The following is a 19618-nucleotide window of genomic DNA, read 5'->3' as shown; positions in this document are numbered from 1 at the left end:
AACATTAATAACCGTATGTATACGCCATTGATTAAACCTGATACAATGAACGTTACCCCCGGATCTGGAATTGAAGCTAAATCTTGGGATCCCTTGCTAGAGGAACACATACTTCGAAAATGGCACAATAGTAAAATCTACAAGTTTGCGGTTAGTGATCATAAGGAAAAATTTGTCATTGATACTCCTCCTCCTTATCCTTCTGGACGACCATGGCACATTGGAGCTGCTACACATTATTCACAAATCGATATGATTGCTAGAACCTCCAGAATGAATGGCTACAATGTTCTCTTCCCTGTTGGCATAGACAGAAACGGGCTGCCAGTAGAGATCTACACTGAAAAGAAGTATAAAGTCTCGATGAGAAGGATGGACAGAGAGAAATTCCTTGAGCTGTGTGCTCATGCTCTCGACGAATTGGAAGCCGAAATGATCCAAACAATGAAAGCTTTGGGTATGAGTGCGGAATTTGACAATTATTATCGCACAGATTCAAAAGAATATCGCGCACTTACTCAAGGTACGTTTATAGCTTTATGGAAAGAGAACCTTATATATCGAGCAAACAGGCCTAACAACTATTGCCCGGAATGCGCAACGACGATCGCGGACGCCGAGATTATTTATGAAAACATACCCACTAAACTAAACTATCTGAAATTCAAGGTGACTGAAACCGGCAAAAATATCATTGTAGCGACGACCAGACCGGAGTTGCTCCATGCATGCCAAGCCGTAATTGTGAATCCTAGTGATAAACGATATGTAACAGTAATTGGGATGCATGCTATTCTGCCTTTATTCAACAGACAAGTGCCGATAGTGGGACACAACTCGGCCAAACCCGAATTTGGATCTGGGGTAGTAATGGTGTGCAGCTACGGAGATGAAAACGATGTCCGGCTGTTCCGTGAATTGAAGCTAATTGAGATTGTCTCATTAGATACAAATGGTAGGACCACTCCGGCTGCAGGAGATTACGCCAACCTTACTATCAAACAAGCTAGGGCACGGGTTATAGAAGATCTGAAAAAAACAGGACTGCTTGACAAGGAGGAGAATATTATGCATCGGACCCCTATCTGTGAAAGAAGCAAGACCCCAGTTGAGATAATCTCACTGGAAGATTACTATCTGAAACAATTGGCATATGTTTCTCTTCTAAAAGAAGCCGCAGGGAAAGTTAGGTTCCATCCGTCCATGCATAAACAAATTCTACTCAACTGGCTCGATTCAATCGCAATTGATTGGCCTGTGACAAGGAGGAGATTTTATGGTACAGAGGTTCCAATCTGGTACTGTAACGATTGTGAGCATCCAAACCTCCCAGAGGCAGGAAACTATTATAAGCCATGGAAAGAAAAACCGCCATTCGAAAAATGCACCGTATGCGGATGTTCTGAATTTACTGGTGAGGACAGAACTTTTGATACATGGATGGATTCCAGCATTACCCCACTATTTATAGCCAAGTACACTTATGATCCATTGTACTATCGTTCGACTTATCCGACTACCATAAGACCACAGGGGAAGGACATCGTTAGGACTTGGCTGTATTATACGATGTTGCGGTGCTTTCAACTTACACGTCAATTGCCGTGGTCTGACGTTTGGATTATGGGGTATGGCCTAGACGAACAAGGCGAGAAAATGAGTAAAAGCAAGGGAAATGTCATTGATCCTCTCCCAATCATACAAAAATATGGAGCCGATGCTTTCAGATTCTGGGGTGCTTCAGAGAGTAATTTAGGGTATGACTTCAGGTGCTCAGAACAAAAGATTGCCAACACAAAGAATTTCCTGTCAAAAATCTGGAACCTTGGGAGATTCCTGTCTACTTTTCCTGTACTTGCTCAAGAGCCAGAATACCTTGCTGCTACTGACAAGTGGATCATGAGCGAGTTATGTAAGTTAATTGATCGATGTTTGGAAGGATATGCTGAATTTAATTTCTTCGTTCCGGCTAATTCAATACGAGAATTCACTTGGAATATTTTCGCAGCCCATTACATAGAAATGGTCAAAGCAAGGATCTATGACTCCACAGATGCAACAGCACAAATATCAGCCGTTTTTACTTCCCATACTTGCTTTTCTACGATCTTGCTTTTGCTAGCCCCTATTTGTCCTTTTATTACGGATGAATTATGGAGTAAAATCTACTCGCCGGAAACCATACACGCGCAAGGCATGCCAAAGTCTGTGAACAACTACTCCGAAATGGCAAAATACACCAAATCAATTATGGAGTTCAACTCCACAGTATGGAATAGAAAAAAGCGCACTATTTCTCAAGAAACTGGAAAGTCTTTATCATTGAAGGATTCGATTAACAATATCGATATACCCCCAGATCTAGCTTCGTTCAAGCAAGATTTAATGAAGATGCATAATCTTATTCTCTAGCACTCATGTTCTCTAATTACGTCATTGAGTGAATCTGTCAGTAGGGGACGTGCAAAGAAGGGACCTAAGGCAAACTAAACTACGGAATTTGATTGGTTGTCTTGCTATTTATTGTGAATTAACTCCAACGCATCTTCTGCGATATCTACAGCAGTATGCGAGTCAATGTTGGGTTCCATCGTGATAATGAGTATATTCTTATTCATATAAAAAGTTAGAATTGAAATCTTTTCTCTTTCAACGTATGCGAACCTTGCCTTTCCCATAGTATCATCGAATCTTTGCCTCATGGATTTACGAAGTGCAGTTTGTGCAAGGTACAATTCTTCATTGGATTGATCTACTATAGAATCCATGCCTCTACGCATGCCACCGGCAACCTGGAGCCCTGTATCATCAACTACTGCTGCATAACGAATATCATCGTGTAGAGAAAAGATTGATTCACATAGCTTTGAATATTCCACGGACCCCTAAAGTCGACTCTATTTATTGAATGTTGAGGCTCTAATTGTTTCAAAGGTTGAGATATCAGAATTCTAAACCCGTACCACTGGTAAACTCTTGTGGGGTTTTCATATGCAAATTCTGAATGGTCTTGGTCTTATTTTAAAGCTCGAAGACAATAATATTATAATAAATGCAAAATCTGAGCATATAGCACAGTATGAATCAATGAAAAGTTCGATATGATCTTCTTGTATATGAAAATGGGCTGGTAAAATTAGATCATCCTGATCTGCTAGATATCTTGGCCGAATTGAAAAAACCTAAGAAGCTTTAATAGGAAATCAATTAAATATGCAATTTTAGGTTTAAGAGCTGCCAATGAATGTCAACCACCAGAATCTGACGACGAAGTGTCTGATCCAACTTGAGGAAATAGGCATCAGGCCAAACAAGATTCTCCGAAATCTTCCGACACCGGAATTGGTAGAGGTTGCCATTCAGGGATTGGAAGGCGAGCTTTCCTCAACCGGTGCGCTAACAGTTAAAACTGGCAAATTTACAGGTAGATCTCCTGATGACAGATACATTGTAAGCGATGATACGACTCAAGATAGTATAGCTTGGGGAAAGGTTAACCAACCTATTTCAGAAAAGAATTTTGAAACAATTTATCATAGAATGTTAACTGTTGTAAGAGAAAAGGAACTTTTCGTTTTCGACGGATTCATCGGCGCCGAGATTCAAAATAGGATGCCAATCAGGGTGATTACTGATAAGGCTTGGCAAAACCTCTTTGCAACTCAGCTTTTCATACGTCCTACACACGCCGAATTGTTGAATCATGTGCCACAGTTTACGTTACTCTCAGTTAATGACTTTGGTGCTTTGGCTGAATCCGAGGGAACAAGATCTGAGACATTCATAATCATTAGCTTTAAGAAGAGACTAGTCTTAATAGGCTCGACTTCATATGCCGGAGAAATTAAAAAGGCTTTTTTTTCAGTAATGAATTATCTGTTACCAAAAAAAGGGGTATTTCCTATGCATTGTGCTGCGAACATCGGCTCAAACGGAGACACAGCCTTATTTTTTGGTTTGTCAGGCACAGGTAAAACAACTCTTTCGGCCGATCCAGAGAGACGACTTATAGGTGATGATGAGCACGGTTGGTCAGAGAAGGGGATATTCAACTTCGAAGGGGGGTGTTATGCCAAGTGTATTAACTTGAAAGCAGAAAATGAACCCCAAATATGGGCGGCCATTAAGTTTGGCTCGGTGATGGAGAACGTCGCTATTGAACCTAGAAGCCGCGAGCCACAATTTGGAGATGTGACACTGACCGAAAACACGAGAGCTGCTTATCCACTCGAGTATATCCCTAGTTCGGTCATACCAAGTACTGGATCCCATCCCGGGGTCATTATATTCCTAACGGCAGATGCATTTGGAGTCATGCCTCCTATCGCAAGGCTCACCAGAGAAGGAGCAATGTATCACTTTATGTCAGGCTATACAAGTAAGCTTGCCGGCACAGAGAGAGGCATTACAGAGCCTAAAGAAACATTTTCACAGTGTTTCGGTGCTCCATTTATGCCGCTTTCTGCCAAAGAATACGCTAAAATGCTTGGGGAAAGGATCTCGACGCACAATACCAAGGTCTATCTGATTAATACGGGCTGGTCCGGAGGGCCGTATGGGGTGGGCAAGAGGATCAATCTTACACACACAAGGGCGATCGTAAGGGCTGCATTGAATAGCGCCTTTGATGAAATAACTTTTGTTCATGATAATATTTTTAATCTAGATATCCCAACGTCTTGTCCAGGCGTCCCATCAACGGTGCTCAATCCTAGAAAAAGTTGGTCAGACGAGCGAAAATACGAAATATCTGCCCGTAGACTTGCCTCGCTTTTTGTGAGAAATTTTGAAAAGTTTGAGAATGTCGTTCCTGAAATACGAAATGCAGGCCCATCTATTTGACATGATGGCTCAATGAGTAGCCCGGAGCAGATTCGAACTGCTGTCTCCAGGTTTCTTTTCTCTTTGATCCAGAGCCTGAAATCCTTAGCCCCCTTGGAGATTGGCCACTAGATTCGGTACCTGCTCCGATTAGGAAAACAAGTTCGACCGGGCTTCACTCGAGCTACATAATATTTGATAGTACACCATTATTTGACTTTAACGCTTCGCATTTATCTCTCTGAGCACTAGACCATAGTCCAGGGTCACCCTCTTGCGCATGTAAGGAATGAGTCTATAATGAATAGAATAGATGTTCCTCTGTTTGACAAGTATTCCTTTGACTAGTAAAGATACAAGACCTCCTGCGACTTTGGAGGACCTTATATTGGATGTATTACAGAATTGATCTCTTTTTGCATGATATTCTCTAAGATTAAAATAAGATCTATTAACGTCTAGTATTAGGGGCCAAACGATCTTCTCCCATACTAATCTCCGATTTTCAGTTGAAGAAGCATGCTTTCCTTTTGTCTCTACTCTCCTTTTTGCAGCAAATTCAATTGAGGGGTTGCTCATATTATGAATTGAAATCTGTCTAATGGTGCTGTGCGGCACACATTTAAACGCCGGGTTTTCACTCAGTTACGTTGAAATCTAATAAAGGCCTTAAGGAGTCTTTGGAGTTACCCTCGCGATTTTAGAAAATCGATCCTGAAGTATATGATTTGCATCATGGCAAAAGACAAGATGTTGATGAAACCAGAGTGGTCGTTGACGGTGTCATTTTTCACATTCCAATGCTTAAGACACATGGTTTGTACGTTCTTTGCAAGTGCATCTGCGAAAGACAAAGCAGATTACCGCTTGCAAATTGCTCTAAAGATGGGATACAAGCTAGAATCAGAGTCCATCCAAAAAGAAGTGGAGCACAGATCGAAATTATTAGTGAAATCTCCAAACGAGGAACTGAATACAAGAAGGCAGAAGGAGTAGGAATTTCCTATTGCCGAAAAATAGATGAAGCCTACTGAGACTCACTCAACCTTTTTGAGACATCGTCCCAGTTCACAACATTCCACCAAGCTGAGATATAGTCAGGTCTTTTATTTTGGTATTTGAGGTAGTAGGCATGTTCCCAGACGTCACAGCCTAGCAGAGGGATTAACCCTTCGGTCCTTGGACTCGTCTGATTTGACATCGACTTGTATTCTACTTTCTTCGAAGAAGGATTATAAACCAACCAACCCCAACCGCTTCCTTGAATTAGAGCAGTCGTTGAAGAAAATTTTTCCTTAAACTCTGAGAAGCTTCCAAATGACTTGTTTACCGCATCTGCAATGCTGCCACCTGGTTCACCTCCTCCACCAGGCTTCATGTTTTGCCAGAATATTCGATGGTTATCAAAACCGCCACCATTAAAGTTTACAGCGCCCTTCTGGTCTGAAGGTAACTCATCAAGGCTTGAGAGTATATCATTTATATCTTTTGCTTGAATTTCAGAAGGACACTTCTCGAGCGCAGCGTTGAGCTTGTCAGTATATGTTTGATGGTGTTTTGTATGATGGATTTCCATCGTTCTTGCGTCGATATGAGGCTCTAACGCGTCGTAGGCATAAGGTACCTTGGGTAGTTCATATTTTTTCATAATTCTTGTGACACTTCAAAAATTATTAATCTTTCGATTTCTATCAAGCAGAATGCCATCTTACTTCCCTGGTGAAAATCTTCTAGCAAACCACCTGTAGGGCACTTGCAGGCAATTTCAGAAACATATTTATTCAAAAAAAAATCCTTCGTTTTAGTGTAATGATTAACAAGGAAATACTTCAACTTAGAAAAAGAGTTTCCGCTCGTCGACCCAAATTTGTAAGACAGGAGAGTTGGCGTTACGATCGCTTATCTGAGAGTTGGAGGAAACCTAAAGGAAAGGACAATAAAATGAGAAAACAATATTCTGGGGTTCCTGCTTTGGTCAAAATTGGTTATCGAGGGCCAAAAGTGGCACGAGGTCTCCACCCATCTGGTTACAAGGACTGTTTAGTTTTTAATGCCAAAGATTTATCCCGACTTGATCCTCAAAAGGATGCTGCTAGATTATCTCACAGCATTGGAGGAAGGAAAAAAGTGAAAATTATTGCGGCGGCCACCGAGATGGGCATAAAGATACTAAACGCTGGAAAATTAGCCCCGTCGAGCCAAAAAATGACTACCACGACAGCCCCATCAGATAAAGCAAATAAAAGGACCGAGGATGGTTAAATGGTTGTAAATATAAGAAAGAAGAGAGAATTAATTTCTCGTATTCTGGGTGTAGGTGTCAATAGGGTAAGGTTCGAGCCGGACAAGCTTGAAGACGTTGCAGATTCGATCACTAGGGACAATATGCGAAACTTGATAAGAAACGGGACGATTTGGACCATTAAGCCACGCGGGACTTCTAGGGCACGTGCCAAAGCGAAGTTAACGGTTCGAAGGAAGCATGGATCTGGTGCAGGCTCGAAGAAAGGTAAAAAATCTACGCGAGTCGGAAAGAAGAAGTTGTATGTCGTTAGGACAAGAGCAATGAGACGACGTCTGAAGATATTAAAGGAGAGAAACGATATAACATCAGAGAAATATTGGAGTACCTACAACAAAATTAATGGTGGTCACGTTAGGTCCTTGGCTCACTTAAGGGATATCCTAAAGGAGTAGTCTGTTTATACTCTACTAATCTCTTAACGTTTACAGCCGGCGGGTAACATGGGCGTGTTCCACTGTCATTCATGCTTCGCTGCTCAATAATTTTGTTTGACCAGATAACTAATAGAGCGAAGCATTCTACCGAAAATGATCTCCAGCATTCTGGCGCAGAGAACCTGTAGTCAAAGAACTCGGTTGTGTGTTTGTTAGAATGTAGCTTTCATTTAGTTCCCTAGTTTAGACTGTTGAGTTAATTCATTTACAACATCTTTTAATCTAGGGACAGTCCTATAATTATCTAAGTCTTTAGGCATTATCCATTTGAATTCTTCATGTTCCCAATCCATTCTTATCAGAATGGTATTTGCATCGAATAGAAAGGGATGCACAATCCATGTTACTCCAGCCTTGCCAGATTCGACCACCTCCAGGGGCTGACCTACATGAGCTAATTTAACCGACGCTTTGGTCAAGCCAGTCTCCTCTTTAACTTCAATTAAGGCACGTTCCAATGGAGTCTCCTTTTCGATATAGCCACTAATACCAGCCCATAGAAATTTCATCGTTCTAACCTTCCCGCCGCGCTTCAAGATTAGGATCTTTCCATCATGCCGTAAAATTACAGTCACCACGTCAGCCCTGATGGCTGTGGGCTCAGTTGCCATATTGGGTTACCTCTATGGTCTTTCTGGAATAATAATGATATTTCTATTATTTACTGTACGACGTGACTAACAGGCGCCGTGCATTTAATTATGCCGGTTTTTTAAATTATAGTCTAATAATCTCAAGTCCTGTGTCAGCAGCTAGAGCCATTATTCTTTCTTTTTCCCTGCCGAGCCCTTTCCAATCTAGTATTAGTGTACCTACCTTCTCCACACTCTTCAAAATCATTTGATCAAGCATTTCTTTATCTATTAAATTTAGATCGTGTTTGGCTGCTACCGCTGCTATACCATATTCTGAATCTATCAAAAGCTTACTGAATTTTGTTGGATAATGTGTCCCACCAAGACATATAGCTGCTTTATCACAACGTATTGTATCACAAGCAGCAACCTCTAGAATGGCTTCACAGATGATCGAACAGGCATTCTCGTCGGTCCACTCTATTTCCGTAGATCCTATTTCTATAAACATAGGCGGCTTTGTTAATGAAGTGGGGCCATGGTGACTTGATTCGATGACAATTTGGTAGTCTGCCACCATCTCTCTCTGTGCTATTAGTCTCTTCATGTAATACTTTTGTAAACTTGGGTAAGCAATAGAGAGCTCTCTGCCCCCCGAACTGATTTAGCCCGAAATTGCCAGGGAAGTGGCAAGTTAGTGCTTTGGTTCTACTTTGGGACCTATGTTGTGAAAGGAAAACAAAAGCTTTCGCGTCTGGAAATATCTCGTCTAAAAATTCCATATAAAGCGTTGACTTGTTGGAAATATAGATCCGAACATTTGGATGGCTACTCGAGGAGTAAAAAACTTTATTCTCGTCCGACCGGAAGGATTGGTGTTGTAAGAGATAGTTGGTCATAGTCATGCTCGCAAGGTCTTGGGTCGAAGCAACTAGTATGAGCTGCTTAGCCCCAGTATAATCATTAGATAGATTCAACTTTACTCATAATCTTCAATGCTGTAGAAGTCCGTGTCCTCAACTGGCTCCATAATGATACGAAGTGTTTGTAGGGAATTTAATTCCTGTTTGATGACACTATTCAAACCTTGTGAGAAAATGCATTTCAGAAATAAGATTATTCCGCGGAAAGGTCCCAATAGTTTGCATCGTTTATCTCTTCCTTAGGTTTTCCAAGGGACTTCCATTCCTTGAACGACTTTGAATAAAGCCTTACATTTTTTACACCTGCCTGCTTGAGGGCATAATAAGTCAATCCAGATAAGGTACCAACACTACCGCAATATGCAATAATTTCTGTGTCGTGCGAAATTCCCCTATTTTCAATATACCTTTCTATATCCTCTGAGTTGCGTATTATGCTGCCATTCCCCCCGACCATGGTGTAGGGCATGTTCTTTGCGCCAGGAATATGCTCTGTGAGGTAGTTTAAGCGTTCTCTTGAGTCAATGATTATTTTGTCGGGTGAATTCTGAGCAGCCTGTACGTAGCTGGCATCTGCATAAATTTCGTGATTGATGTTTACCGAATGCTGTTTCCTTGAAAAAGATGTTGGTATGGATTCTGTTTCCAAACCCATCTTCTTCCACTGACCAAACGTAGTTTCTAACAAGGCCGTATTCGAATGACCTATGTACTGGAATGACCAGGCAACTCTAGCCGCCAGAGCTCCAAACGTGTCGTCGTAAACGACAACAGGATACCCATCTCCTACCCCCAGATTCTCTAAGATTTCCCTTGTATCAGTAGGTGAATCATGTTCCAGCAATTTCGCAAGTGGAAGTGAAACAGCACTACGTATGTGTTCCTGATTATATTCTTCTTCTCTCCGTACATCTACCACCCGGACTGAATTCTTTTTAATCAAATCAGATAGTAGCATCACATTACAAACGATAGGGAGCTGGGTAACCTGCGAATCGTCACTAGATTCAGCAGAATTCTCCTTACTAGGGATAGGGGAGGTTGAATCGCTCTTCATTGTGTTACTGTACTACGCAGCACATTCTCCTCTGGCTGTCTTGGCTGAGAACTTAATATCATTCCCATAATCCCGATACATCTCAGGTTCTTGATCTGCAGGAGGCAATTGCGTGATAGCAGAAAGCAATTTCTTCATACCCTCAATATCTTTGACTTTGCCAATTCCTTCTCCTCTCACGATCTTGTCTATCCACTCCTTTAGTGACCCTCCAAATGACCTTTCCTCCTTATACAGCTCAATTATCCTACGAATGGTATCAATTACTCGCTTCGCCGGAACTCGCATTATCGGCTTGGCTAGCACACTAAATTCTCCTGAATCACCACCAAATAACATTGTGTAAGTAGGAGCCATGGTCGCTCCAACTCTTGAGGCACCTCCAAAGAACCCAATCGTTGCAATCTCATGCTGGCCACAAGAATTAGGGCAGCCACTTATTTTGATAGTGGTATCCCTGAGGCTATCATCCGTATCCAGCCCCAGTTCTAGGAACCTATACTCAATTTCTTTTGCCAGTCTATGAGAATTTGTGATCGCCAGATTACACGAGGTAGTACCAGAGCAACCAACTGCGGACGAGATAGTAAGCGCTCCAGGATTAGCCAATCCTATTGAAGCTAATTTGGAATACAACTGGGGTAGATTAGCGGCAGTGACGTATCGAATAGCAAGATTCTGATGGGGCGTGTTTCTAGCACTCGCCTCCTCCGACAAGTTGCGGATTGCACCAGCCAGAATTCGAAGCTGGTTTGCAGTTATATCGCCCGCGGCCAACGTTATGAATGTTGTGAAATATCCCGGTTGTTTTTGGGCGATCACGTTGCCATGTAACCATCTTTGGTATGGCGCGCCGTCTGGCAATACTTGCTCCTCGATTATGGGCAGCTTTACCGTTTTAATGTCTAACGCTCTAGGGCTAAGGGACTCTTCTTGCTCGGCACCAATATCAAATAATCCAGCTGTTTTCGTAGAGGTTGTCATTTCTACAATTGAACGTTCCTTCAAAACCAATTTCTGGAATTTTTCCCATCCCAGTTCTTGAACCAAATATCGCATTCGATTCCTGGCCATATTCTCGCGGTTACCATGTCTGTCAAAAAGGCGTATAGTCGCCATACATGTTGCTAGTAGCCTAGACTCTGGTGTAAAATCCTCAAGTAAGTGGCCTACGAACGAGGCTGCACCCAAGCCGCCACCCAGATAAACCCGAAAACCCCTGCGTCCATCAATTATCGAAGGTATTAACCCTATATCAGCAATGCGAGCTAACCCATGATCTTCACAGCAAGCACAATTGATCTTAAATTTGCGGGGTAAATTTTGACACATCGGATTTCTAAGGAAGAATCGAGCAATCGCCTTCGCATATGGCGTTGAGTCGAACTTTTCATTTGGACAGACTCCTGCGAGGTGACTACACATCACATTTCTCACGGTATTCCCACAGGCTTCTCTCGTGGTTAAACCGACTTCAGCAAGTCCCCTAATGACCTCACTGACATCTTCTAACTGTACCCAATGAAGCTGGATGTTCTGACGAGTAGAAATGTGAGCAGATCCGATTGAGAAAGCCTCGGACAAGCTTGCGATTTTTTCAAGTTGATCTGGATATATTAGACCACCGGGAACCTTAATTCTGACCATACTGTAATTCGGTTGCAGTCTTGATCCATAAGCGCCATGCTGTAATCTGTATCGACGAAAATCGTCATCGGCAAGCTTCTTCTGTCTAAAATGTTTGACATTTTTTGCGAAATTTTCAGATTCCTCTATTTTACCCCACATAGGATCTTGCTTCGTCGAACTTCTTGTTAGTCCAGAGTCGGAATTCACAGTGGCTTCCACATTTAAATCAGTCAAATGAAACCTTATATTTTTTGTGGAAACTATGCATATTCGTAATAGACAGTTAAATTAGCGGCAAATAATGTCAAGGCAATTTTGAGACTCTAGCACGATTATTATGCCGATAGATCAACTCTAATCATCGTCTTTCTTCACTAGGGAAATTATCATATTAAACGTCACTATCAAGAGCAGTTTACTTCGATCAGAACTCAAATAGGTAATATACTGAATCTATATTATTTAGCTTAGGTCGTAGTCGAAAAGAAAGTTTGACCAACCATATTATGTAAACCTCAAATTATAATCGAGACAACAACACGAGTAGGAATTCATATGTTTAATTAATGAGCAATTTCATTCTCAATCCCAAGCACTGTATAAGATCTCGAGAAATTTCAGATCCTATATCTCTAGGTATGAATGATGTGTCCTTGTACCTTCGACACGGCTAATGAACCCAGTTAGATTCGAACATATTGAACACCCGTTCCCAGCAGGTCTCTAAATACGGGGAAAAACGGTTTCATATGAATTTCGTAATAAGGTCTAAGTTGTCGGTCCCTTCGAGTCAGATTTCTCATAAGAAACTGGAGTCATTTCCCTTACAATTTTGCCTTTTGCGGCTGGAATGATTTTTATTTTTGCATCACGAAATTCTCTATTGAATTGCTTGCCCTCAAACATCCTGTCCAAGAATATCGAGAGAGCAGCTACTTCTGAGTGAGGCTGATTCCCAATTGCAATGTTATAGTTAGCAAGATCGTACAACTCCCTTGGCACTTTTTCTGCGCCAATTACAACCAATATGTTCTTCTCTCTTCGTAGTTCTTTGATTCTATCACCTAGTGGAATTCCGTACATTGTTAAGTGGACTATTGTTTTACCCTCACGCTTCCAATTCATAACAACCCGATTCCAATTTGATATAAGCTCAATATTAAAGTCAGAACTTCCACCCCAACTTTTGGTGATCTCGTCCACAGTTTGTTTTAGGGAATCAGCCGCATCGGTCATGTACACTTTCTCGCTTCCAAACGCCCTCGCCACTAGAGCTACGTGTGTAGTCAATCGATCATCCCGCACAAGTCGGTGTCCAATTCTCAAAACAGATATCTTCACGAGATCCTCACTCATTTCTACTGATAATCCTCACATAATTTAGGATATAGGCCAGTTCGAATCTTTCTATGACTTCTCGTCATGGAAGAAAGATGCCAAGTCGTAGAGCTTGTTCTCATACTCGGTATCATTTGATTGAATCATCTGAATCTCAGATCTCAGGTTGACTTTTCTAAAAGACTAATGCAGGGTAAAGGTCTGAAACACGAGATAGGACTAGAGTATTCCTTGGTATGACTCATTGGCTATAATGAGTTAAATCCTTTTTCAGGTTTGACTATACCCCTCCTGAATATTTACATATAACTGGATTCCCAAGTAGCGGCCCAACTTTCTTGCTATGATTTCGTCGGGCTTTAGAGCACCTGTTTCAAATTTCTTCAATAAATTTGCCTTTTCGTTCATTTGTGCTCCTAATTGCTCGTGGGTCAGCCCTTTTTTCGTGCGAGCTTCTCGAATCAGTCTTGCGAAATCTGGGCTTAACACTATGTTATCGGAGATCTGAATGCTCCCTTTCGTTCTAGTAGGGTTCTTAAAGGGGTTGGATCTAGGTATTGCCCCTTTGTTACTGGAGCTTCCTACTGAGGGGACACTACTCGGTGGAGAATATGGTTTGCCATGTTTTGAGCAGGCTTTACAAACACTGAGAACTAAGCCATCTACTATAGTACTCCTTTTTTCTTCGGTCAGTTTGCGCCCGCACAATTCACAAAACGTGGGCATCATTCCCAATATGCAGTTTGCAAATTTAGCCTTTTCTCAACTTTTGCTGCACAGTCATATTCAGTACAATCTCAGCTATATCGCTAGCGTATTCAGCGACCCTTCGGATATTTTCTGTAATGATTTTGACTCGATAAATCTCATTAATATCTTTAAGTTTGCTTGCTACACGTACAATACCCTTTTCCAGATCATCAATGTTACGAGATTTTTCGATTGCTAGATCAGCAGAGTCATAGTCCCGTTTAAAGACTGATAGACAAGCTTCCTCCAATACATCGAGTGCAAAATTACTCATTTCGGTAATCTTCTCCACGATATCGCTGTTCATCGGTTTTTCCATTTCTATTATATCCTTAGCAATTAGTCCTGCATGATCGGCAATTCTTTCAGTAGATTTTGCGATTGATCTATACCCCAAACAGTTCCGCGAATCGTCTAGACCAATCTCCTTGAGCAAATGTTCATTTTTTATTGCAATATTTAGTTGCCTTACTATATAGAAACTAAAGCGATCAACCTCATCATCTGATTTCAATATTTCCTTGGCCAATTCTACGTTGTTTTCTCTTAAGGAAAGGATTGCATCTCGATGCATTGATTTCGCGATCAAAACCATTCGCTTTAGCGCTCCATCGACAGATAGTTCAAGCAAGTTGATTAATACCTGTAGTGTAATCGTCGTCGCTGAATCGGCAATTATCTCAGTCCCCATAAGGACACGTCTAACGACATCCTTCAGGACCTCTCTTTGCTGGGCTGACATTCTCCCTCCATCTTTCTGAGAGATGTTTATGACGTTAAACCCCAGGAAATAAATTGAGATTAGTTTGCGAGCGAGAAAGTATGGACTGTTATCCTTCGTTACTTCAATTGTTGCCTCTCTTTGTTCCTTGTTAATTCTTTTCGAGACAGGTGATATTTGTAAACTCGATTGCCCCATCCTCACAATTGCAACTAGGTCGCCCTGTTTCAGTTTCAAATCCTGAATCCATTTTTTGGGTAATGAAACAATATAGGAGGAACCACCAGTGTATTGGATCTTCCTTGTCTCTTCGTTTTGATTTTCCAATTTTTCGATTTCGGTATTATCCATCTTATTACTACCAACTAAATAGTTAGAAACTATATAGGTATCAAATGACAAAAATAAAAACAGTGCAGCCTTGATAAAAGAACAGTTTTGACACATATTCGATTAGATTCTGAAACAAAGATTGGTCATCACATCGATGCTCTATTCGGCAGCGGTATATTTGAGAGATTAAAGGTGAATCATGCCACAGGCAGTTTTCGTTTCGAATATTCAAGAAGAACCGGACGCATAAAATATTTTTTTATCAAGGACAGGCTAGCAGGTACTATTAGAACTGACGGGGGCATTGCCTTAACAATAATTGGTGCAAACGAGCTATTGAAAACAGGCAAGTTTCTTGAGAACTGTGTGAAACCTATTGCCGAGGTTGTCCCATTTGTGATGAACGGCCACTCCTTATTTTGTAAGCATGTAGAATGGTGTGGATCTAATGTCAAGGTCGGTTCGGAGGCCGTCGTTATCGACAATTCGTGCGAGGTAATCGCGGTAGGTAAGGCGATAATAGGAGCTGCTCATATGAAGAGTTATGGTCAAGGAGTTGCTGTGAAAATTAGAGAAGGGTTAAAAAGTCCCTCGACAACAACATATAGCCATGATGCGAGGCGGCAATCGGGAGATGAGACGAATGTTGGACAGGATGGGTCTTGAGATGAAGGACATTGGAAATGTGGAAGAAGTTGTAATTAAAACTGATAACAAGGAACTTTACCTGCTGAAGCCTCAGGTAATTGAGATGAAAGGCAAAGATAGCACTATTTTTCAAGTTGTAGCTACTGATATTGAAGAGAAGCAGAGAGAAATTCCCACTTTTAAGGATGAAGACATCACGCTGGTTATTCAACAATCAAATACTACGAGGGAAAAAGCGATCCAGGCCTTGATTGATGCTGGTGGTGATATCGCACAAGCAATTTTGAGCCTAACCACGTGACTATTTATGCAACGAGAAATAGTATTCAGGTTTATTGTTAATAGTACCGCAAACCCCGAAGAACACTTAGTCCATGCTTATATTGGAGAATTCACTGTTCATAGATTTTAGGCTTCCAGAGCCACATGAAGTTATGAGTCCGTCATCGAGAGTACTTGAAACCCAACGGTTCCAGTTATGTAGATCTTTTTGGTCGTCTTTGTTCTGCTTAAATCTCGCTATTTTAGGCCATCCAGGGAAGATGAAGATTCCAATCCCATAAGATTTAATAGTTATCATGCAGTAGGCAAAGCGATGAAGCGCCCCTGAAAGAGGAGCTGCTGCAATGTGAAATTGCTGTAGCTACAGTCAACGGGGTATCCTATTATAGAATAACGAACACTTTGAGGCTTTTAGGTATTCCGTTTGAATCATTATCACCGGAGCAGGCGTCATCTTCAGCTGCCAAGATTATTATCACAACAGCAAATGAGGCAGGTCTTATCCAGAGAAAGGATGTGATTTTGGATAGCGAAGTTGATTGTTATCCAGTCCTTTTTAAGGCGAAAATATTGCGTAGAGTTATGACAAATTACGGTGATGACCAATTAATTATCGGGGTTGACCCGGGGGACAGGATTGGTATATCTGTGATCTATCTCAATGAAGAGATCGATAGCTTTGTGGAGTCATCATCGTACTCCACTTTCAAGATTATCTCGGTGCTATTATCTGGAATAGACTCGACTAGAAAGATTGTCAGGATAGGAGACGGTAACCTATCCATAACTAGACAGATTGCTACGATGTTATATCGGAAATTTAAAGATCTTGTTCAGGTTGAAATCGTTAATGAATACGGGACATCATTACCAAAGTTTTTGGATTCAAATCGGAGAGGTATTAGAGATAAATCTTCAGCCAGGGCAATCGCTCTAAGAAGGGGTAAAATTTTTCGACTCAATGTCGTTGCCTGATTAATCACATTACTTACCAATTGACAGGTCAGCACTTTCCTCAATGCGATACTTCAGGGAAGATGGGAGGTCGCTTGGAAAACACGCGCTGATGTTATTATAATTCTATCTTTTTCACACTTTGGAGTATATTCCGCAAATTAATAGAAACAGATTGTTAAATCTATAACAAATATCTCTGAATATCTTTAAATAGTCTCTGATATAAAAGATAAAACCGTTCTACGGAGTATGAAGTTATGACTTGTAAGGGCATATGTATACGTCACAAGGCACAAAAGCCGGTGGGTTCTGGTCGTTACGCCAGCGGTCAGAGGAGATGCCAAATTTGTGAGATATTTATCAAATGGGAAGGACTGTGGTGCCCATGCTGTGGGTATAGATTGAGAACCAAACCACGGAACCTTAAATACAAAGCAAAATTGAGAGCTCGAAGAAAAAATCAGAATTCTCAAATCGTAAGAGCGATCCCTATACGTCAATAATTCAAATTCACAACTAAAACATTCAATAGTGCACTAAATGAAATTACAGTCATCTCCTTTTCTACACCCTAGTTGACTCTACATTGTAAATCTGGGGCCACGTAGTTAGATATTTAAATTCGTCGCACATCAAGCTGCCGTTGAATGCGAAAGACAAGTGGCCGGATTCAGTTCTTTCCAATATTGTTACGTCGCCGAGCAATAGATGTTTTTTAGTCAATTTTCTTACTTTTGAGAATGGGTGTTTTATTGTTGTCTCCGAGGGTTCAAATAGGATTGGCGGGATGTACGTTTCTATCTCGTCTTCAAACAAAATTGACACAGCGAAAGTCATTCCTAGTAAGTATGATTCCATGTTTATTAGCACTCTTTCCCAAAGAGTTGCCTCTCTCACTAACGGGATATGTATAGTTTGCATTCACAGTGTAGAGAAACTACAACTCGACGATATGAGTTCAATTATGGAAAAAATAATTAGTATGGTTGAGGAAAGCAATGAGAAAGACCTTGGTAAATGAAGAGGATTCACAGAAGAGCGATGATTTGCGATCCTTTCTCAAAATATTAGAAGCCAAAAAGGAACTCCTGAAAATAACGAACAAAGTTGACCCAAAATTCGAGATAGCTGCCATCACCAGCAAATGTAGCAATAGTCATGCAGTACTATTTGAGAAAGTTCAAGGTAGTCGGATGAGAGTCGTGTCTAATATGTTGACTAAGCGTTCAAGCTTTTCTTTAGCTGTAGGAGCTGAAAACGAAACAAAGATTCATTCTTGTATATCTTCAGCGCTTAATTACACGTTTAAGTCAAAAAAAAATAATGTAAATGCACCGTTTAAGGAAAATTTCAGCAAACACTTGGGCGATCTTCCAATAGTTACCCACTTCGAAAAGGATGCCGGTGCATATATTACCTCGTCCGTGGTTTTGGCAAAAGACAGGGAGAGGGGGAACCAGAACGCTTCAACTCATCGTTTGCTATTATTAGATGACAATCACCTTGTGATTAGGATGGTTGAAGGTAGGCATCTACACAGGTGCTTTTTGCTCGCCAAAGAGAACGGTGAAGACCTAAGGGTTTCGATAGTTGTCGGAGTTCATCCGGTTATTAGTATCGCGGCTGCTTACCAAGCGCCTTATGGTGCAGATGAGCTTTCGATAGCCAATGCCTTACTACAGGGAAATCTCGGCTTAACAAAAAGCACTTATTCGCGGCTTCTTATTCCATCCTCTAGTGAAATTGTATTAGAGGGACGCATATTAATCGATAGAACGGAGGAAGAGTGGATGGTAGAAGCTTTAAGAACTTACGACATAAAGCGTCGCCAGCCAGTTTTTGAACTTGACAGAATAAATTTCAGAACTGATGCGATACTTCATGATATTCTACCAGGCTATCACGAACATCAGCTCTTAATGGGATTGCCGGTTGAGGCAAAAATATTTGAAGGGGTCAAAAATGTTGTTCCGAACACAGTGGCCGTCCATCTGACTGAGGGTGGCTGCACGTGGTTACAATCGGTCATACAGATTCAAAAAAAGCTGGAAGGAGAGCCTAAGAATGCTATCCTCGCTGCCTTTTCGTCACATCCCTCACTCAAAATGGCAATTGTAGTAGACGCTGACATAGACCCTAGAAATCCTCATGCTGTTGAATACGCTATATGCACTAGATGTCAAGCAGACAAGGGATTTATTACGATTAATAACGCAAAAGGTTCTAGCTTAGATCCATCTAGTGACCAGCTGAACTTGCTAACTACGAAAGTGGGAATAGATGCAACTGCTACTCTGTTAAAGCCCAAGGAGAGATTTGAACTAGCTAAAATACCGGGTGAAAACAAAATTAAGCTTCCCACCTAAGTTGCATGAGAGGAGAGTAGGTATTCAGTGGTATACCATAAACATCATGGCGACAGCATATATGGTGGAAATCCACCAAGTAATGTATTACCTCTGAACCTCGATATAATTCGGTTGAAGGCTAAAAACCTACGAGCCGGAATGACAAATCTGGTAAGATCATCTAATTCATTTGCTCTGAGATTGGCTCATGAATTCCCAGAAATTTGGTTCATTTAAATTGAGTACATAGTAGAACTCTACTATGCATCTTCACCGGAGTGCATATAAAATAAAAGTCGAGTACAAGATAGATTGTTAGGAAACGATACCTTTGCAACCAACGACGTCATTGACCTGCCACGTAAGCAACAGCAATATCGAGATTTAAGAGTTGACTTAAAAGTTCTGATTGTTGGATTAGGACAATTAGGACTTCCTGTAGCAAAGTATGTAAAAGAAAGAGGGTTTGATACCTATGGATACGACATTAGTTTAAC

Annotated in this window: 20 protein-coding genes and 2 pseudogenes; 10 read left to right on the top strand and 12 right to left on the bottom strand. The window is 41.2% G+C overall.

Annotation, left to right across the window (positions count from 1 at the left end; all coding sequences use genetic code 11):
- Positions 1–45: 45 nt before the first annotated feature.
- On the top strand, positions 46–2412 hold the full coding sequence (locus DYY65_RS06520; RefSeq protein WP_162477169.1) for a valine--tRNA ligase: 2367 nt from the start codon (positions 46–48) through the stop codon (positions 2410–2412).
- Positions 2413–2516: 104 nt separating this feature from the next.
- Here DYY65_RS06520 and DYY65_RS06515 read toward each other — a convergent pair whose 3' ends face one another.
- Complete coding sequence (locus DYY65_RS06515; RefSeq protein WP_162477165.1) at positions 2517–2879, bottom strand: DUF6659 family protein; 363 nt, start codon at positions 2877–2879, stop codon at positions 2517–2519.
- A gap of 361 nt (positions 2880–3240) precedes the next feature.
- Between DYY65_RS06515 and pckA the strand changes: the two genes are divergently transcribed.
- Entirely contained in the window at positions 3241–4842 is a 1602-nt protein-coding gene (gene pckA, locus DYY65_RS06510) for a phosphoenolpyruvate carboxykinase (ATP) (RefSeq protein ID WP_162477164.1), read from the top strand.
- Between the two features lie 198 nt (positions 4843–5040).
- Here the strand turns inward: pckA and DYY65_RS06505 are convergent, their stop codons facing one another.
- Positions 5041–5400 carry a hypothetical protein gene (locus DYY65_RS06505; protein ID WP_162477163.1) on the bottom strand — a complete coding sequence of 120 codons (360 nt, stop codon included), beginning with the start codon at positions 5398–5400 and terminating at the stop codon, positions 5041–5043.
- A 156-nt stretch (positions 5401–5556) separates the two neighbouring features.
- Here DYY65_RS06505 and DYY65_RS06500 point away from each other — a divergent pair, with 156 nt between their 5' ends.
- A complete protein-coding gene (locus tag DYY65_RS06500; RefSeq protein ID WP_162477162.1) occupies positions 5557–5817 on the top strand; it encodes a hypothetical protein in 261 nt (86 codons plus the stop codon).
- A gap of 31 nt (positions 5818–5848) precedes the next feature.
- Here DYY65_RS06500 and DYY65_RS06495 read toward each other — a convergent pair whose 3' ends face one another.
- Positions 5849–6469, bottom strand: coding sequence for a superoxide dismutase (locus DYY65_RS06495; RefSeq protein WP_162477161.1), 621 nt, complete (start codon positions 6467–6469; stop codon positions 5849–5851).
- Between the two features lie 161 nt (positions 6470–6630).
- On the opposite strand from DYY65_RS06495, the gene DYY65_RS06490 reads away from it, so the two are divergent.
- On the top strand, positions 6631–7083 hold the full coding sequence (locus tag DYY65_RS06490; protein ID WP_162477160.1) for a 50S ribosomal protein L32e: 453 nt from the start codon (positions 6631–6633) through the stop codon (positions 7081–7083).
- Positions 7084–7518: a 50S ribosomal protein L19e gene (locus DYY65_RS06485; protein WP_162477159.1), complete on the top strand. Its 435-nt coding sequence runs from the start codon at positions 7084–7086 to the stop codon at positions 7516–7518. It abuts the gene before it with no gap.
- A gap of 212 nt (positions 7519–7730) precedes the next feature.
- On the opposite strand, the gene DYY65_RS06480 is transcribed toward DYY65_RS06485, so the two are convergent.
- From DYY65_RS06480 to DYY65_RS06445, 8 genes and pseudogenes are all read right to left on the bottom strand, one after another.
- The gene (locus DYY65_RS06480) at positions 7731–8171 is read right to left on the bottom strand and encodes an NUDIX domain-containing protein (protein WP_162477158.1); all 441 of its coding nucleotides are present in this window, start codon (positions 8169–8171) and stop codon (positions 7731–7733) included.
- A gap of 106 nt (positions 8172–8277) precedes the next feature.
- On the bottom strand, positions 8278–8772 hold the full coding sequence (locus DYY65_RS12455; RefSeq protein WP_370519314.1) for a D-aminoacyl-tRNA deacylase: 495 nt from the start codon (positions 8770–8772) through the stop codon (positions 8278–8280).
- A gap of 25 nt (positions 8773–8797) precedes the next feature.
- Positions 8798–8917 (bottom strand): annotated as a pseudogene (locus DYY65_RS12985) (D-aminoacyl-tRNA deacylase); the annotation flags it as partial.
- Between the two features lie 334 nt (positions 8918–9251).
- A complete protein-coding gene (locus DYY65_RS06465) occupies positions 9252–10115 on the bottom strand; it encodes a sulfurtransferase (protein ID WP_201449371.1) in 864 nt (287 codons plus the stop codon).
- A gap of 12 nt (positions 10116–10127) precedes the next feature.
- Positions 10128–11903 carry a nitrite/sulfite reductase gene (locus tag DYY65_RS06460; RefSeq protein WP_162477167.1) on the bottom strand — a complete coding sequence of 592 codons (1776 nt, stop codon included), beginning with the start codon at positions 11901–11903 and terminating at the stop codon, positions 10128–10130.
- Positions 11904–12512: 609 nt separating this feature from the next.
- On the bottom strand, positions 12513–13085 hold the full coding sequence (locus DYY65_RS06455) for a tRNA (cytidine(56)-2'-O)-methyltransferase (protein WP_370519313.1): 573 nt from the start codon (positions 13083–13085) through the stop codon (positions 12513–12515).
- Between the two features lie 267 nt (positions 13086–13352).
- Entirely contained in the window at positions 13353–13811 is a 459-nt protein-coding gene (locus DYY65_RS06450; protein ID WP_162477154.1) for a helix-turn-helix domain-containing protein, read from the bottom strand.
- A gap of 22 nt (positions 13812–13833) precedes the next feature.
- Complete coding sequence (locus tag DYY65_RS06445) at positions 13834–14904, bottom strand: PhoU domain-containing protein (RefSeq protein WP_162477166.1); 1071 nt, start codon at positions 14902–14904, stop codon at positions 13834–13836.
- Positions 14905–14991: 87 nt separating this feature from the next.
- Here DYY65_RS06445 and DYY65_RS06440 point away from each other — a divergent pair, with 87 nt between their 5' ends.
- The 3 genes from DYY65_RS06440 (at position 14992) to DYY65_RS06430 (ending at position 16791) form a co-directional block, all read left to right on the top strand.
- Positions 14992–15552 (top strand): PUA domain-containing protein, encoded by a 561-nt coding sequence (locus tag DYY65_RS06440; protein ID WP_162477153.1) that lies wholly within the window; start codon positions 14992–14994, stop codon positions 15550–15552.
- Complete coding sequence (locus tag DYY65_RS06435; RefSeq protein ID WP_162477152.1) at positions 15497–15835, top strand: nascent polypeptide-associated complex protein; 339 nt, start codon at positions 15497–15499, stop codon at positions 15833–15835. Before DYY65_RS06440 ends, DYY65_RS06435 begins: the two co-directional genes overlap by 56 nt.
- Positions 15836–16218: 383 nt before the next feature.
- Positions 16219–16791, top strand: coding sequence for a hypothetical protein (locus DYY65_RS06430; protein WP_162477151.1), 573 nt, complete (start codon positions 16219–16221; stop codon positions 16789–16791).
- Positions 16792–17337: 546 nt separating this feature from the next.
- Here DYY65_RS06430 and DYY65_RS12200 read toward each other — a convergent pair.
- Positions 17338–17631 (bottom strand): hypothetical protein, encoded by a 294-nt coding sequence (locus tag DYY65_RS12200; protein ID WP_201449370.1) that lies wholly within the window; start codon positions 17629–17631, stop codon positions 17338–17340.
- Between the two features lie 140 nt (positions 17632–17771).
- Between DYY65_RS12200 and DYY65_RS06415 the strand changes: the two genes are divergently transcribed.
- Both DYY65_RS06415 and DYY65_RS06405 read left to right on the top strand, forming a co-directional pair.
- On the top strand, positions 17772–19139 hold the full coding sequence (locus tag DYY65_RS06415; protein ID WP_162477148.1) for a UbiD family decarboxylase: 1368 nt from the start codon (positions 17772–17774) through the stop codon (positions 19137–19139).
- Between the two features lie 294 nt (positions 19140–19433).
- Positions 19434–19618: pseudogene (locus tag DYY65_RS06405) on the top strand (hypothetical protein); the annotation flags it as partial.

Origin of the sequence: Nitrososphaera sp. AFS, from assembly GCF_009898475.1 — an archaeon.
Taxonomy (GTDB): Archaea; Thermoproteota; Nitrososphaeria; order Nitrososphaerales; family Nitrososphaeraceae; genus Nitrosopolaris.
This window is presented reverse-complemented; position numbering and strand designations above follow the sequence as displayed.

What these genes read in the sequence shown, in the direction of transcription:
- DYY65_RS06520 (WP_162477169.1), top strand. Translation starts at nt 46, where the DNA reads ATGAACGTTACCCCCGGATCTGGAATTGAAGCTAAATCTTGGGATCCC.
- pckA (WP_162477164.1), top strand. Translation starts at nt 3,241, where the DNA reads ATGAATGTCAACCACCAGAATCTGACGACGAAGTGTCTGATCCAACTT.
- DYY65_RS06505 (WP_162477163.1), bottom strand. Translation starts at nt 5,400, where the DNA reads ATGAGCAACCCCTCAATTGAATTTGCTGCAAAAAGGAGAGTAGAGACA.
- DYY65_RS06500 (WP_162477162.1), top strand. Translation starts at nt 5,557, where the DNA reads ATGGCAAAAGACAAGATGTTGATGAAACCAGAGTGGTCGTTGACGGTG.
- DYY65_RS06495 (WP_162477161.1), bottom strand. Translation starts at nt 6,469, where the DNA reads ATGAAAAAATATGAACTACCCAAGGTACCTTATGCCTACGACGCGTTA.
- DYY65_RS06490 (WP_162477160.1), top strand. Translation starts at nt 6,631, where the DNA reads ATGATTAACAAGGAAATACTTCAACTTAGAAAAAGAGTTTCCGCTCGT.
- DYY65_RS06485 (WP_162477159.1), top strand. Translation starts at nt 7,084, where the DNA reads ATGGTTGTAAATATAAGAAAGAAGAGAGAATTAATTTCTCGTATTCTG.
- DYY65_RS06480 (WP_162477158.1), bottom strand. Translation starts at nt 8,171, where the DNA reads ATGGCAACTGAGCCCACAGCCATCAGGGCTGACGTGGTGACTGTAATT.
- DYY65_RS06465 (WP_201449371.1), bottom strand. Translation starts at nt 10,115, where the DNA reads ATGAAGAGCGATTCAACCTCCCCTATCCCTAGTAAGGAGAATTCTGCT.
- DYY65_RS06460 (WP_162477167.1), bottom strand. Translation starts at nt 11,903, where the DNA reads ATGTGGGGTAAAATAGAGGAATCTGAAAATTTCGCAAAAAATGTCAAA.
- DYY65_RS06450 (WP_162477154.1), bottom strand. Translation starts at nt 13,811, where the DNA reads ATGATGCCCACGTTTTGTGAATTGTGCGGGCGCAAACTGACCGAAGAA.
- DYY65_RS06445 (WP_162477166.1), bottom strand. Translation starts at nt 14,904, where the DNA reads ATGGATAATACCGAAATCGAAAAATTGGAAAATCAAAACGAAGAGACA.
- DYY65_RS06435 (WP_162477152.1), top strand. Translation starts at nt 15,497, where the DNA reads ATGATGCGAGGCGGCAATCGGGAGATGAGACGAATGTTGGACAGGATG.
- DYY65_RS12200 (WP_201449370.1), bottom strand. Translation starts at nt 17,631, where the DNA reads ATGGAATCATACTTACTAGGAATGACTTTCGCTGTGTCAATTTTGTTT.
- DYY65_RS06415 (WP_162477148.1), top strand. Translation starts at nt 17,772, where the DNA reads ATGAGAAAGACCTTGGTAAATGAAGAGGATTCACAGAAGAGCGATGAT.